The organism is Citrobacter sp. S-77 (genome assembly GCF_963864895.1).
Taxonomy (GTDB): Bacteria; Pseudomonadota; Gammaproteobacteria; order Enterobacterales; family Enterobacteriaceae; genus Citrobacter; species Citrobacter murliniae.
In genome coordinates this window covers 2,021,837-2,037,625 of sequence record NZ_CAWLWU010000002.1, presented here as the reverse complement: position 1 = coordinate 2,037,625, position 15,789 = coordinate 2,021,837, and the positions used below count along the sequence as shown (strand labels likewise).

The following is a 15,789-nucleotide window of genomic DNA, read 5'->3' as shown; positions in this document are numbered from 1 at the left end:
TCAATGGGACGACCCGTATGTAAGGATATTACAATGGCCTGGTTATCTCTGTTTCTGGCAGGTATTTTTGAAGTGGTATGGGCATCAGCAATGAAAGAATCGCACGGGTTTACACGTCTCATACCCAGTGTTGTTACCCTGTTGTTTATGCTCCTCAGTTTTGGTCTCCTGGCCTATTCCATGAAATCCTTGCCTCTGGGAACGGCTTACACTATTTGGGTCGGCATCGGTGCAGTAGGTGCGTTTTTCGTCGGAATTACCCTATTTGGGGAAGCTGTTAACTTTACTCGTCTGCTCGCTGTCGGACTCATCATTTCCGGTGTAGTGCTCCTCAAACTCGCCACCAAATAAACCCTGCGCCTGCCGGTCAGACAACAACGCCTTCAGGCAAAGTGATCAAGGCGAATACCGCATACCGGCAGGCCGGGAAGAGATATTTCTCTCACAATCAGATATCTTTAAACCTTTCTACTGAGACAGGTTCCGTTCCATGACATTACAAATACGCCAGGCCACGCTGGCCGATTCGGTGTTGCTCAATGAGATGGGGTTTCGCATCTATCGTGCTCACTTTCAGCATATGTGGGTGTCTGAAGCGGAGATGAACGATTTTTTAGAAAGTGAATACTCTCTGTCCACGCTTGAAAAGAGCCTGAGAGACCGTAGTGTCAGTTGGTATGTGGCCGAAACCGACCGCCCAATTGGTTTTGCGAAATTGACATGGCAAAGCACAATACCTGAGACGGAGCTTTCAGGCGTGCTGCTTAACAAGCTCTACCTTTGTCCTGCTGAGACAAGTAAACGCTACGGTCAGTTAATGTTCGAAAGAATTAAAAAGCTTGCCCGGAGTAATGGAAAAGATTTTTTATGGCTGGAAGTTCTTGAACAGAACGAACGCGCTCGCAAATTCTACGACAAACAGGGCATGCAGTTTATTAAAGCGATCGCTTTCGAAACAGCTTCGCAGCGGAGCATTCTTAAGATCATGGGAATATCTCTGTAGACTTGTGCCCTATTACCGGTTGGGATGAACGAAAAACACGCAGCAAAATCAACAAAATATAATCAACTTGCTTAATTACTCTGCAATCGCGTGAAAACATGAAGAAAAATAGCATTTCCCTCTTGCCTCATTCGGCCTCTGCCGCTAATATTCGTCCCCGTTGTCACCTACAACATTGCGTTCATAGCTCAGTTGGTTAGAGCACCACCTTGACATGGTGGGGGTCGTTGGTTCGAGTCCAATTGAACGCACCATTCCAAATTTGTGCGTCCGTAGCTCAGTTGGTTAGAGCACCACCTTGACATGGTGGGGGTCGATGGTTCGAGTCCATTCGGACGCACCACTCAGTTATATCCCTGAATTTCCTAATATTCCCAAACCAGAACACATATAAACTTGGTTATACGTTGTCCTGTTTTAAGCACAGGGAAATGTCCCCTACCCTGTATTGCCGGAAAAGATGAGAACGATGAAAGGGCTACAGGATCAGCCCTTCCATTGATTGAATTTTACTTACTGTCGATGCGTCTTCCGCTGGCGTCAGTAACCTTCTCACCGTCTTCCTTGGTAAAAGCCCCCTTCTGTGGCTGTGGAAGAATATCCAGCACGACCTCCGACGGTCGGCACAGACGCGTTCCCAGCGGTGTCACCACAATTGGACGGTTAATCAGGATTGGATACTGCAACATAAACTCGATGAGCTGTTCATCAGTAAAACGATCTTCAGCAAGCCCCAACACTTCATACGGTTCAACGTTTCTACGCAGCAGTGCCCGTACCGCAATCCCCATCTCTGCAATGAGTTTGACCAGTTCGTCACGCGATGGCGGTGTTTCAAGGTAATGGATAACGGTCGGCTCAGTACCGCTGTTACGGATCATCTCCAGGGTGTTGCGCGACGTACCGCATGCCGGATTGTGATAGATAGTAATATTGCTCATTTCAGTATCTCATTACAAAGTAAAAGAGAGGCGTAACGCCAGTGCAGCCAGCGTGACAAACAGCACAGGCAACGTCATGATAATCCCGGTGCGGAAGTAATATCCCCACGTGATTGTCATATTCTTCTGTGAGAGAACATGCAGCCAGAGCAGCGTTGCCAGGCTACCGATCGGTGTAATTTTCGGCCCCAGATCGCAACCAATAACGTTGGCATAAATCATCGCTTCTTTAATCACCCCTGTTGCGGTACTGCCATCAATAGACAGCGCGCCAACCAGCACAGTAGGCATATTGTTCATAATGGAAGACAGAAACGCTGTCAGGAAACCTGTACCCAAGGTAGCTGCCCAGAGCCCTCTGTCCGCCAGCACGTTCAGTAGCCCGGAGAGAGACTCCGTCAGCCCGGCATTACGCAAACCATAGACCACCAGATACATTCCCAGCGAGAAAATGACAATCTGCCAGGGTGCGCCGCGTAACACTTTACCCGTGTTAATGGCATGGCCCCGTTTAGCAACAGCAAACAAGATGGCTGCCCCAACTGCCGCGATTGCGCTAACCGGAATACCAAGCGGCTCAAGAATGAAAAAGCCAATCAGAAGAAGGATCAAAACTATCCAGCCCGTTCTGAATGTTGCCAGATCCTTAATCGCCTTTGCAGGGACCTCCAGCCGGGCCAGATCGTAAGTGGGGGGAATATCCTTGCGGAAGAACAGATGCAGCATCAGCAGCGTGGCAACAATAGCAGCGATATCCACTGGCACCATGACCGACGCATATTCCGAGAATCCAAGCCCGAAGAAATCTGCCGAAACGATATTTACCAGGTTCGACACAATAAGCGGCAGACTGGCCGTATCAGCAATAAATCCGGCAGCCATAACGAATGCCAGTGTAGTGCTTTTACTGAACCCCAGAGCCAGCAGCATGGCGATAACAATAGGCGTTAAAATAAGCGCCGCGCCATCATTGGCAAACAGCGCTGCGACCGCCGCACCAAGCAGAACGATATACGTAAATAGCAAACGACCACGACCATGGCCCCAACGAGAAACGTGCAGTGCAGCCCATTCGAAAAAACCGGACTCATCGAGCAGCAGGCTGATAATAATAACAGCAATAAATGTCGCTGTTGCGTTCCAGACGATATTCCACACCACCGGAATATCACCGATGTGTACAACGCCAGAAATCAGTGCGAGTACAGCGCCGAATGTGGCGCTCCAGCCGATCCCTAATCCCTTCGGCTGCCAGATAACCAAAACAATGGTCAGGACAAAAATAGCGCCTGCCAGTAACATAAATCCTCCAGACAGGGCGACAGAGTTGCCCTGTAAATACTTTCAATTAACCCACCAGACCTCTGAGTTTTTCGATGCCGCCAGGTTCTGATGCAAGTAATGGAACCAGTGCTATATGCGTAGCATGTTGTTGCTTGACGGCCTCAATCTGCGGTATCTCCTGCTGGGCACGTTGACACAGCAGTGGCGAGCGCGTGTCTGCAACAGAGAGGCTGTTGTTGATAATCCATCCCCAGGGCTGAATCCCCGCCCGTACAAGGTCGGCCTGCAAATTTGCAGCCTCCAGCACCGGAGTCGTTTCAGGCAACGTGACCAGTAGCACTTTGGTTCGCTCCGGGTCCTGAAGCTGCATCATTGGCGTTGTAAAGTGTCCTTTATTCCCCATTTTCCGGGCAATCTCGCGGTGATAAGCCCCTGTAGCGTCCAGAAGTAAAAGCGTATGTCCTGTAGGAGCCGTATCCATGACAACAAACCGCTTTGCTGCTTCGCGGATCACACGGGAAAATGCCTGGAATACCGCAATCTCTTCAGTGCAGGGAGAACGTAAATCTTCTTCCAGCAGTCGCTTCCCGGCGTCATCCAGACTCCTGCCCTTTGTCTCAAGAACATGCTGGCGATAGCGTTCGGTTTCATCGTGCGGGTTGATCCTGCTGACCTGCAGATTATTGATGCTGCCGTTGAGGGTTGTGCTGAGATGTGCGGCAGGATCTGATGTCGTTAGATGCACATCAAATCCCATGTCCGCAAGCCTGACGGCTATAGCAGCCGCCAGCGTTGTTTTACCGACGCCACCTTTCCCCATAAGCATAACCAGACCGTGCTCACTGCGGGCGATATCATTGACCATCTCAGAGAGAGACAAATTCTCAGGCTGGTACTGATTAACCTGTTCAGGTATCGATGCAGCCTCAGCACGCATAGTGAAAAGATTTTTCAGCGCGGATACGCCAACCATGTTCACCGGCTGAAGAAATAAGGTGTCTGTCGGCAGGCCAGATAAACCGGCGGGAAGATTTGCCAGAGTCTGCTGCTCCCGTTGCCATATAGCTGCGGCTAATGTGTCGCCTGCCGCTTCGGTTTCTGGCAATACGCCATTAATGACCAGATACTGGTTATTAAGACCAATCGCGGCGAGCTCCTCATGAGTACGTGAAACTTCACGTAATGTTGAACTTTGCAATCGTGCGACCAGTACCAGCCGGGTACGCTCGGGATCGGACAACGCCTCAACAGCATGAGCATATTGTTCGCGCTGTTTTTCCAGCCCGGCCATTGGCCCCAGGCAGGAAGCACCATCCGGATTACTTTCAATAAAGCTGCTCCAGGCGCCGGGAAGTTGCAGCAGGCGGATAGTATGGCCTGTCGGCGCGGTATCAAAAATAATGTGATCAAAGCGGGTCAGCAGATCCGCATCAGTCAGCAAGCCGGTGAACTCATCAAATGCCGCGATTTCCGTCGTGCATGCCCCCGAGAGCTGCTCACTGATGCTGTTAACAACATCATCAGGCAGAAGCCCTTTAATAGGATCGACGATCCTGGCCCGGTATTGCTGAGCGGCGGCCTGCGGATCGATCTCCAGAGCAGACAATCCCGGCACAGACTTCACGGGAAGAATGGTGTTGCCGATAGTCTGATCGAATACCTGACCAACATTCGAGGCGGGGTCCGTGCTAACCAGCAAAACTCGCTTGCCCTGCTCAACCAGACGGATAGCCGTCGCGCAGGAAATGGAGGTTTTACCCACTCCGCCCTTACCAGTAAAAAACAGATAAGGCGGGATATTCTGTAAGAAACGCATACGTCCTCCTGACATACTCAACAACAGGAACTCTTACCACCACAGCAGCTTGTCGGTGCTAATCCCACCTTCTCCAGTGGAATGCCAAACCAGCGAGCCAGTTCAGCACGTTTTGGATAACGTCCTGCCATCACCGTTTCTCCATCCAGTAATAGCAATGGAAGTCCTTCAGCACCTGAAACCTCAAGGAATGTTTTTGCTTTCGCGTTCTGTACAAAACTCATGGGTTGTTGCGCGAGGTTGTAGCGCTCAACCTGAATCCCGCGTTGTTTCAGCCATTGCACATCGGCAGAGAAATCGACCAAAACCTGATCGACATCGCTTCCACAAACGCCGGTACTGCAACACATAGCCGGATCAAACACCGTTAACGTTTTCATCTTCAATATCTCACATTCGAAAAAACATATATGTTTAGGCAAATTTTTTAGATACAAACAGCTTTGCCGTTACCAGAGCAATTTGCCGATGCCAGCTTACGGGCGATAGCTTGTACGTCGTCCTGTTGGCTTAACCAGGCCTGCTCGATAACCTGCGCCGCCCACGAAGGAATATGCGGAGATAAGCGGTAATGAACCCACTTCCCCTGCTTGCGATCCAACAGTAATCCACTTTCTCGCAACATCGCCAGATGACGTGAAATCTTAGGCTGCGACTGATCCAATGCCGTACAGAGATCGCACACGCACAACTCCCCCATCTCCCGGAGTAATAGCACGATACCGAGACGGGTCTCGTCAGAAAGGTTTTTGAACAACTGTAGGGATGAAATTTGCGACATAATAACCTCCTGCCATGGGGTAAGTTTCTCTCTGCGTAGATGAAAAGTCAAAAACATATTCTTTTTATCGAATATGTTTTCAGTATTCAAAGAGGCCCCTCTCTGAAAATTCATCTTGAAATGAAGCCCCCACCGCTTGTACCAGCAGCGGTGGGGATCCATTAGTGCGAGTAATTTTCAGGTTTGGCTATAAGATGATCCAGCGAATACGTAGAGGTAACATGCGAGTCACTTAACGGAATCTGTGAGGTATCACCGGCATGTCCTGGATTTGCAGGTGCTGCAGCAATTGTCCCATGATGAGTTTCGCCAACTTTCATCAACAGGGTAATGTCGGCGATTTCATGTAACTCATGCGCCAGATCGCTAAGATCCACTTTCCCATGCTCGCCGCTTTCTTTACCGGTAAAGATGCTATGACCTTTTTCATCGGGTTGACCTGCTTCACCATGATGAAAATTGAAAGCAAACGAATCATGATTATCATCAAACAGCTTGCCTAATCCACTGTCGTGCCGTGCTGCATGATGGTTTTTATCCGCAATATGAAACTCCTGCTTTCCATGATGAATGGGGGCGTCGACTATCACATCAACATGCTGTGATTGCCGTGTCACATTGCCATGGTCATCATGCGCCATCACCGAAACAATCACGTCGTTGTGTCCGCTAAGAAGACTGTCGGTCTGAACCGGAATGTCATAGCTCAGATGCCCATGAGTTTCATGCAATCTTGCATCGTATTGTTTACCGTTAATCGTCGCGCTAACGTGATCGCCTTTGTGTACATCCCCGTCTATAAAACCCGTAATGTGATTGACCGGGTTGCGTGCTTCATGCCAATCGATACGGTTATCACCCGTCACTTTATTCACAATGATCGTGGCATCAGCATGAGTATCCAACACCACGTTCTGATGCCAGGCCGGTGTGACTTTGTTGCCCGCATCATCTGTTGCCCGCACACTCACCGTGAAATCATTGTCTCCTTCATGCAACCACCCTTTCTTCACTTCAACGTCATAGCCCAGGTGATTGCCGACGGTGACCACTTTAGTTTGAACAGCGTGACCATTAACCAACAGCGTGACAATATCGCCATCCTTTGCATCACCATCAACCACGCCGCTGACAGAAATATGACCAGATTCTGCCACATTGATGATGTTATCCGACGCGACGGGATCCATGCTGATGGAAGCATCAGCATGCGTATCCAGTATGACAGTCTGAGTTGTGGTCGAGGTTGCCGTATTACCAGCAGCATCCTTACCGCTAACGGTAACCGTAACGCTATTTTCACCTTCGTTGAGGACATTACTATCAACGGGGATGTCATAGGTCAGTGAACTATGATGCTTGTCAGTATGTTCAACGATAATGCCAGTATAAGTATGACCATTAACGGCGAGCGTTACCGTATCACCAACATGAACATCACCCTGCACACTCCCCGTAATTGCCGTCTTCCCTGACATCAGTTCAGTGAAATTAACTTTGCCATCGCCCGCAATCGTATTAACGTGAATACTGTTTTCCGCATGTTGGTCAATAATCAGTTTATTGGCTTCGCACAGGGTTACCGTATTTCCAACAGCATCAACTCCTGTGACCGTATAGGTAATTTCCGGGTTCTGAAGCAGTTCAGAGGTATTAACCCGTACTTTAAAGGTTAATTCACCGCTCGGACCATGTTCAATTATTGCGTTCAGATCATTGCTGTTAACATGCACAATCACGTTATTACCCGCATGCACATCGCCAGTAACTGTGCCGCTGATCTCCGTCGTCGGTTTTTGGCTGTCATCCAGATTAAGCACATTGTCATCTGAGACTTTGTAGATATGCAGCTCCACATCAGCATGATCATCGATAGCCACCGCTCTGACGGCACGCTGGCTAAAGGAATTTCCTGCATCGTCTGTGCCGGAAACAGTCACTGTAATCGTTGGCGTGTCGGTTGGATGGGCTTTTAATTCAGCCGTCAGCTCTGCTTTTAAATCTGCCGTATCGACTTTCATCGTGTAGCCAGGCTGTCCGTTCATGCCAGGCAGTTCGATGACTTTGCCAACAGTCAGATGACCATTGAGCATGATTTTCACGTCATCACCGATCCGGGCGTCACCACCAACCACACCACTAATTTCAGTCTGCTGGGAACTGAGATCTTTCGCGCTGAGGATATTGTCACCTGAAACGGTATTAATGGTGATAGTTGCCGAGGCAGTCGTATCCACACCTATAGTGCGGTCCGCGAATGCATCAATCGAGTTTTGCGCTGTATCATTCCCGGTCACTTTCGCATCAATACGGTGTTCGGCCAGCAGATCGACAGTCCTGATATCTGCTTTGTAAGTCATATCCGGCGCAATTTTGGCATGATACTTGTGGTTATTAACCGTCAGCGTGACATATTCGCCAGGATTCACATCGCCTGACACGGTACCGGTTATTTGTGTGACAGGACTCTTTGTTTCTGACAGGTTAAGGACGTTGTCATCCGTAACACTATTGATCGTTACCGTCGCCTTAACGTCGGTATCAACGGCAATCGTTTTACCATCCGTTACCGTCATTACGTTGCCATGATCGTCGTTGCCGGTCACGCTGGCGGTAATAACAGGGTCGTGGCGTAAGTCGTCAATGCTTATCTCTTTGCTGAATCTCAGTACATGACTGGCATCTTCAAACACCTGCGTCGTAATTTGGTGGCCGTTAACGGTCAATGTTACGTTGCTTCCCGTATGTACATTGTCACCGGTTACGGTACCGCTAACGGTCGTCGTGCCAGACCGGGATTCCACACTATTAATAACATTGTCACCGGCTATATCATCGAGCTTAATTGTGGCGCTGACATCAGTATCAATAATCAGTGGTTTAGACACAGTAACAATCTGGCTGCCATGATCATTATGGGCCGTGACTGTCGCTGTAATATCCGGATGATTAATGAGATTTTGCGTATCAACGCTAATCTCATAACCGTACTCGCCCGGCAAGTTAGGACGTTCAGTAACATAGCCGGTATAGCTGTCTTTTCCGATATGTAAGGTCACCTCATCACCCAGGTTCACATCGCCTGAGACTGTGCCGCGGATAACCGTGTGCGGTGACTGCGAATCCGACTGGTTAATAATGTCGTTACCTGCAACCGGATTTAAGGTGATAACGGCATATGGTTGGTTGTTATGAGGTTGCGTGGTGGTGTTGCCATTATTAACCGTGCCATTATTGCTGGTCGCTGGCCACGGAACATTAGCATGTATCTGAGCGCTTGCCGTTTCACTATTACCGTAAGGATCGGTGCTGGTTATCTCTACTCTGACATCGGCATTATTATCTAAATCGTGCGCGTTAATATAAACAGGGTTGCCGGTTGCAGCATCAATAAGGCGATCGCCGTTAAATCCAAGATGACCATCAGAATATTTCTGCACCGCCGTTTCATAGGTTTTCCCGTTGGCGAAGATTTTAACCACATCGCCTTCTTTTGCGTCACCACCAACCGTTCCCTCAATGACCCAAAAATCCCGGGAGCCGTTAAGTGTTAATGACCCCACTTTTATTTCCGCATCAGCCCGTGTATCAATATTTATAGTATGATCAGACTCAGCCAGAACGGTATTACCTGCTGCGTCGTAACCCATTACAGAAGCGTGGATCACGGGCTTACTATCACCTGAAATTAAATCTGCAGTACTGACATCAATGCTGTAGTGAAGACCACCACCTTGATCGCTAACGCAGTCAAAATAATGCTGTCCATTTACAATTAACTCAACCCGATCGCCACTATGGACATCGCCACTAACAAGACCAGTGACAGTCGTATATTCCTGATGCGCTTCGGTATTGTTAATGACGTTATCGTCAGTAACAGAGTCAATCGTAATGGTTGCATAAGCACGATCATCCCTTGATACATCGTGTGTCGCCCCGGCTGTTATGGTATTGCCTGCTGCATCGCTGGCATTAACCGTTGCAACAATATGCGGATCAGCAAGCAAATCTGCAGTACTGGCGGCAAAGGAATATCCCAGCTTGTTATCAAGATATGCCTGAGGCTTCACTTCAACATCGTACGTATGACCATTCACCGTAAGATGCACGAATTCTCCCGCGTTAATATTTCCGGTGACCAAACCATTAATGACAGTGGTCGGTGACGATTGATCCAGCTGATTAAGGACATCGTCGCCTGAAATAATATTGATAGTCACCGTAGCATCCGCGTGATCATCAATGCCAACAAGGTGTTCAGCCGCTACCACTGCACTATTTTGCGCTGCATCTGTCACGCCGATACTGACGTATATTTTATGATCGCCAGAATGAATATCCGTGGTTTCCACCGCGATACGGTAGCCCATCTGGTTATTCCCCAGGTCTTCCACTGTCCCGTGATAAACATGGTTATTCACTGTCAATGTCAGCGGATCACCGACGTGCATTTCGCCGGTTACATTGCCGGTTACCAGGGTAAAGCGGTGATTAAGCTCCTCATCGTTTAGCGTGTTATCTGCTGTCACAGGATCCACCGTAATGGTGGCATCAACATGTGTATCGACAACAATATCCTGCTTAGCTTCAATGAGGGCCGTGTTATTGGCGTTATCAGTGACAGAAATCGAGGCTCTGAGGTGCGGATCACTCATCAAATCGTAGGTGCTGACATCAATACTGTAATGAAGGTTAGCGTCCACACGACCGGTTAAATCAAGGCCATTAACATGCAGAGTCACCAAATCGCCTTCTTTCGCGTCGCCACTTACCGTCCCGGTAATGGTTGTGAACTCATGTCCCGACTCTGCGGCGTTGATCATATTGTCATGATTAGCGGTCACCGGGTCGATGGTAATCGTCGCCTCCGCATTCAGATCGACCACTAATTCTTTCGACGCCTCCACGAGCTGTCTGTTACCAGCCGCATCCTGACCCGTAATATGCGCTGTTATCGTATGATGTGGATCGGCAAGCATGTCTCTTGTCAGCACATCGACATTGTAACCCAGCGTCCCATTCTGATGTGCAAGCGACGCCACAACCGTCTCATAGTTTCGCCCGTTCACCGTGACGACAACTTTGTCGCCCGCATGGACATCTTCCCCACTCACAGTTCCGGATACTTTAGTGAAATGCTCTCTCGACTCTGAATGGTTGATGATGTCATCACCCGTCACTGGATCAACAGTGATACTCACATCCGCGTGGTTATCAATATGGACAATGTGTTCGGTGGTCTGGATGACTTCGTTTTGCACGTGATCAAACGAAGTTACCGTCGCGGTAACTTTAACGCCCGAATCGATATGTCCGCGATTATCGCTGAACGCGTAGGAATCAACCGCAATACTGTAGCCCAGTTGATGGTCAGGTAACTCCACGACATGCCCGGAATAGTGATATCCGTTAATCTTGAGCACGACATCATCACCCACCTTCGCATCGCCCCCCACAATGCCAGTGAGAGTTTGTTTGGGTGTCTCCAGTTCACTGTAGTTAAGTACGTTGTCATTCGTCACTGCACCAATGGAAATTGTGGCGTGGGCCTGTCTGTCAAGAGTGACCTGGTGATGCTCGACTGAACTCGCCATGTTTCCTGCATCATCATTACCCGTTACCGTCACCTGCACATCATTTTTACCTTCACGGAGGTAATGTGTTGGCACCGCAACCTCATAACGCAGATGTCCGTTATCGACCACCACTACGCCATTAACAGTATGGCCGTTGACGCTCACAACAACAGGATCGCCCGCATGTACATCGCCACTGACTTTGCCACTGATAATCATCGGCATACGGGACTCGCTGGCATTCACGATGTTATCCCCATCCACTGTATCAATGTTCAGCGCGTTGTAGGCATGGCTATCCAGAATGATAGTTTTATGCTCAACGGCAATAGCCGTGTTCCCGGCGTTATCGACGCCAGTAACCATCACCTGCACATCGTTTTTGCCTTCAACAAGCGCGCTATGCGGCACGGTGACATGATAGCCGAGATGGCCATTTACCTCTGAAACTAAGCCTGTATAACTGTTGCCATTTACGCTGATCACGACAGGATCGCCTGCTTGTGCATCACCACGAACAGTGCCGCTAATTTCCGCAGACTCATGGGCGTTGACGGTATCATCTCCCGCCACGATACCGATCGTCACCTCATTATGCGCATGACGATCAACGGTAATGACCCTATGCTCATAAGCAACCGCTTCGTTTCCCAGGTGGTCATGACTGGTCAACATGACCTTCACATTATTCTTGCCTTCGTGCAGCACACTGGTCGGTACAGGCACGCTGTAATACAGATGACCGGCAACACCCGCCACTTCACCAGCATAATCCCGGCCATTCACAGTAATAACGACCGGATCGCCTGCCTGAGCGTCACCACCGACATTGCCACTGATCAAGGTTGGCAGACGAGATTCATTCATATTAATGATGTTATCGTCCGCAACCGTGCCAATATGCACCTCGTTAGACGCGAAGTTATCAATATGAACCGTATGTTCGGTAATGACGGTGACGTCATTGTGAGCGGCGTCATGAGAGGTGACCGAGGCGGTGAATTTAATATCTCCGTCAATCATGGCGTGATTATCACCAAATACCGCAGGATCCACAGAGATTTTATATCCCAGCGTTCCATCACCGAGATCGACAACGTTATCGATGAATTTATGCCCGTTAATATCCAGAGTCACGACATCGCCGCGACGAGCATCCCCACCGACTGTTCCGCTAATTATCTGCTTTTGCGCGTTCATTTCTGCGTGGCTTAGTGTGTTATCTTTCGTCACGCGATCAACGCTGACGGAAGCATCCGCATGGGTGTCCAGCACGACGTTTTGATGCGCCAGCGCAATCGCTTCGTTGCCCACCTTGTCATGACTGATCACGTTGACCAGGACGTCGTTGTCACCTTCCTGAAGGAGACCCGGCGAAATCGCGACTTTATAATGCAGTTGCCCGTGGCCATCTTCAACGACCCGACCGGCAAAGCTCTGCCCCTGTACCTGCACCACAACCCGATCACCCGCTCTGGCATCCTTCCCGCTCACTACGCCAGTAATAAAGGTGTCATGCTGTGATTCCGCGGCGTTCACTACGTTATCGCCCGAGACCGTTCTGATAACCACAGCATTTTCGGCATGGTTATCAAGATGGACAGTGTGCTCTGTCGTCTGAGTGACAACGTTATCGGCTTTATCATGGGCGGTGACACTGACAGTGAACCTCAAATCGGCATTTACTTCACCGCCGTTATTACCCAATGCACCGGCATCCACCGGGATGCGGTAACCCAGCGAACCGTCGTTCAGGACGATAACGTCTCCGGTGAAATGCTGCCCACGGATATCAATATCAACCCGATCTCCCGGACGAGCATCCCCGCCTACGCTGCCATGAACCCATTGCTTCGCATCCAGCTCATCGTGGTTCAGTACATTATCTTTTGTCACTGCATCCACGCTTATCGTGGCATCGGCATGGGTGTCCAGCACCACATTATGGTGCGCTACTGCGATCGCTTCGTTGCCTGCTTTATCGTGACTGGTCACCGTAACCAGGACGTCGTTGTCACCGTCCAGAAGTACGCCCGGCGTTACTGCGATTTTATACTGTAACTGGCCTCCAGCATGGGCAAACGCTTCGCCCACGAAGTCCTTTCCGTTTACATGCACCACAACCCTGTCGCCCGCTCTGGCATCCTTCCCGCTCACTACACCGGTAACATAAGTGTCATGCTGCGATTCCGCCGCATTCACTACGTTATCGCCCGAGACCGTTCTGATATCCACGGCGTTAAAGGCGTAAGTATCCAGCGTCACATTTTTGTGCTCGACAGCTATCGCTTCGTTGCCCGCCATATCATGGCTCACCACCATGACCTGCACGTTATTGTGGCCCTCACCCAGCGCATGGCCTGGTACAGGGACGGCATAACGTAGATGACCGTTGTCATCCACCACCTTGCCGTAAAACGTCATTCCGTTAACCGTGACTATCACACGGTCCCCTGACTGCGCATCACCAGCGACATCTCCGCTAATGACTGTCGGCATACGATTTTCGATGGCATTTACTGTGTTGTCGCCAGCCACGGTGCCGATGGTCAGAGAATTATCAGCCTGCGTATCAAGCGTGATTGTCTTGTACGCTACTGAAATCGACGAGTTGCCAGATGAATCAACGCCGGAAACCATCACCTCTACATCATTACGACCTTCGTTTAACGTACCGTTCGGTACAGCGACGTTGTAACGCAGTGTGCCGTTTTCATCACTCACCGTACCGTAAAACGGCAATCCGTTAACACTGACCACCACAGGGTCTCCGGCCTGAGAATCTCCGGTCACAACACCACTGATAAACGTTGGCATACAATTTTCCATCGCGTTTACCACATCATCGCCAGCAACGGTGTTAATACTTAGTTCGTTGTGGGCAAACCTGTCGAGGGTGACAATTTTGTGCTCAGTAGCAATAGCTTCATTACCAGCAGCATCATGACTGATAACCTGGACCAGGACATCGTTTTCACCTTCGCGAAGCCGGTTTGTCGGGACAACAACCTCGTAACGCAACTGACCGTTATCACTGACGACAACCCCATGGGTATCATGCCCCCCAACAGTCACCGTCACCTGATCCCCCGCTTTGGCATCGCCACCGACGAAACCAGTAATCATAACGGGCATGCGGGCTTCATTTGAATTGACGATGTTATCGTCAGCAACAGTACCAATCGTGACGGTGTTATGAATATCCAGATCGATATCAACATGATGGCGGGTTGAGGCTTGCGATGTATTACCTGCAGCATCCGTCGACGTCACAGTGGCTTGAACATGGGGATCGGAGAGCAATCCCTGAGTGGAGACGTTGATTTGATAACCCAGCTTACCATTACCCAAATCGATAACAGTGTTGGTATAGGTCTGCCCGTCTACCAATAAAATGACTTTATCGCCAATCTTTGCATCACCCGCAACAATACCGTGAATTAGCGTCTGCCGATTATGGGACTCCGCGATATTGATAACGTTATCTGGCGTAACACTGTCTATGGTGATGCTGTCATGCAAAGCGATGGTGTCAATAACTGCGACAGAGGTAACTTGCGCAGTACGGCCCGAAACGTCTGTAGCCGTTGCCTCTACGGTAATACGCCCTTCAACCATTTGGCTTAAATCAGGCCGTGCAGCCCAGTGACCGTCAGTCACAGCTACATCGATGATTAATGTGTTTTTCTGGCTATCAGTGAAAATGAGCGTGACATGATTTTGGTTGCTGGTACCGCGAACGCTGGCATGATTTATTTCATTTTTACTTACGTAGCCATCGTTACCCGCAAAATCATCAATGTGAACCACGGGAGGAAGAACATGGAGGGCGCCAGCTGAATCGCTTGCTGCGACGCCGCTATCAGGTAATCTACGCTCCCATTCTGGCTCACCGATCCCCCGCGTTTTGAAACCAGCCGTCGGGTTCACTATCTGCCCGGTAAGCTCCAGTTGCACCAGAGTATGTCCACCGCCGCCACCTTCAATCTGTACTGTAGGTTCATTACCGGCGGCAGGCGCTTCAAATGATTTAGTCGGGTCTTCACCTGATGCAATCGCATTCTGTAACGATGCAACATCCTGATTGTTATGATCATCGGAGTTTACGGTGTGCAGGCCATTCTCGCCCCATTGACTGTTTCGTCCAAGATCCAGGATTCGGCCATCAGACAGCGCTACGCTAACCGCACCGCTGCTGCCGGTAATAACCTCTTCACCGCTGTAAATTCTGTCACCTTCTTTCAGGAGGCGCTGCGAGCCATCCGCTTCCATGACATAAACCTGGCCAACTATCGTTTTAATCACACCGAGTAAATTACTCACAGCTTTCTCTCCTGGAGAACATCATTATTTTTATAAAAAATAAATATATTAAATAGCCACAC

8 protein-coding genes and 2 tRNA genes are annotated in these 15,789 nt (G+C 49.6%); 4 read left to right on the top strand and 6 right to left on the bottom strand.

What is annotated here, in order from left to right:
* Positions 1-33 precede the first annotated feature (33 nt).
* The 4 genes from sugE to AACS05_RS10315 all read left to right on the top strand — a co-directional run bounded on the left by sugE (position 34) and on the right by AACS05_RS10315 (position 1,346).
* Positions 34-351 carry a quaternary ammonium compound efflux SMR transporter SugE gene (gene sugE, locus AACS05_RS10330; protein ID WP_045442376.1) on the top strand — a complete coding sequence of 106 codons (318 nt, stop codon included), beginning with the start codon at positions 34-36 and terminating at the stop codon, positions 349-351.
* A 139-nt stretch (positions 352-490) separates the two neighbouring features.
* Positions 491-1,003 (top strand): GNAT family N-acetyltransferase, encoded by a 513-nt coding sequence (locus AACS05_RS10325; RefSeq protein ID WP_045442374.1) that lies wholly within the window; start codon positions 491-493, stop codon positions 1,001-1,003.
* 177 nt (positions 1,004-1,180) lie between these two features.
* Positions 1,181-1,257, top strand: a tRNA-Val gene (locus AACS05_RS10320).
* Positions 1,258-1,269: 12 nt separating this feature from the next.
* A tRNA-Val gene (locus AACS05_RS10315) sits at positions 1,270-1,346 on the top strand.
* A gap of 166 nt (positions 1,347-1,512) precedes the next feature.
* Here AACS05_RS10315 and arsC read toward each other — a convergent pair.
* From arsC to AACS05_RS10285, 6 genes are all read right to left on the bottom strand, one after another.
* The gene (gene arsC, locus AACS05_RS10310) at positions 1,513-1,944 is read right to left on the bottom strand and encodes a glutaredoxin-dependent arsenate reductase (RefSeq protein WP_045442371.1); all 432 of its coding nucleotides are present in this window, start codon (positions 1,942-1,944) and stop codon (positions 1,513-1,515) included.
* 12 nt (positions 1,945-1,956) lie between these two features.
* A complete protein-coding gene (locus AACS05_RS10305) occupies positions 1,957-3,246 on the bottom strand; it encodes an arsenic transporter (RefSeq protein ID WP_045442368.1) in 1,290 nt (429 codons plus the stop codon).
* A 46-nt stretch (positions 3,247-3,292) separates the two neighbouring features.
* Positions 3,293-5,044 carry an arsenical pump-driving ATPase gene (gene arsA, locus AACS05_RS10300; protein ID WP_045442367.1) on the bottom strand — a complete coding sequence of 584 codons (1,752 nt, stop codon included), beginning with the start codon at positions 5,042-5,044 and terminating at the stop codon, positions 3,293-3,295.
* A 17-nt stretch (positions 5,045-5,061) separates the two neighbouring features.
* Positions 5,062-5,424 (bottom strand): arsenite efflux transporter metallochaperone ArsD, encoded by a 363-nt coding sequence (arsD, locus tag AACS05_RS10295; protein ID WP_045442366.1) that lies wholly within the window; start codon positions 5,422-5,424, stop codon positions 5,062-5,064.
* Between the two features lie 47 nt (positions 5,425-5,471).
* On the bottom strand, positions 5,472-5,825 hold the full coding sequence (gene arsR, locus AACS05_RS10290; RefSeq protein ID WP_045449582.1) for an As(III)-sensing metalloregulatory transcriptional repressor ArsR: 354 nt from the start codon (positions 5,823-5,825) through the stop codon (positions 5,472-5,474).
* A 161-nt stretch (positions 5,826-5,986) separates the two neighbouring features.
* The gene (locus AACS05_RS10285) at positions 5,987-15,727 is read right to left on the bottom strand and encodes a retention module-containing protein (protein ID WP_045442363.1); all 9,741 of its coding nucleotides are present in this window, start codon (positions 15,725-15,727) and stop codon (positions 5,987-5,989) included.
* Between the last annotated feature and the right edge of the window lie 62 nt (positions 15,728-15,789).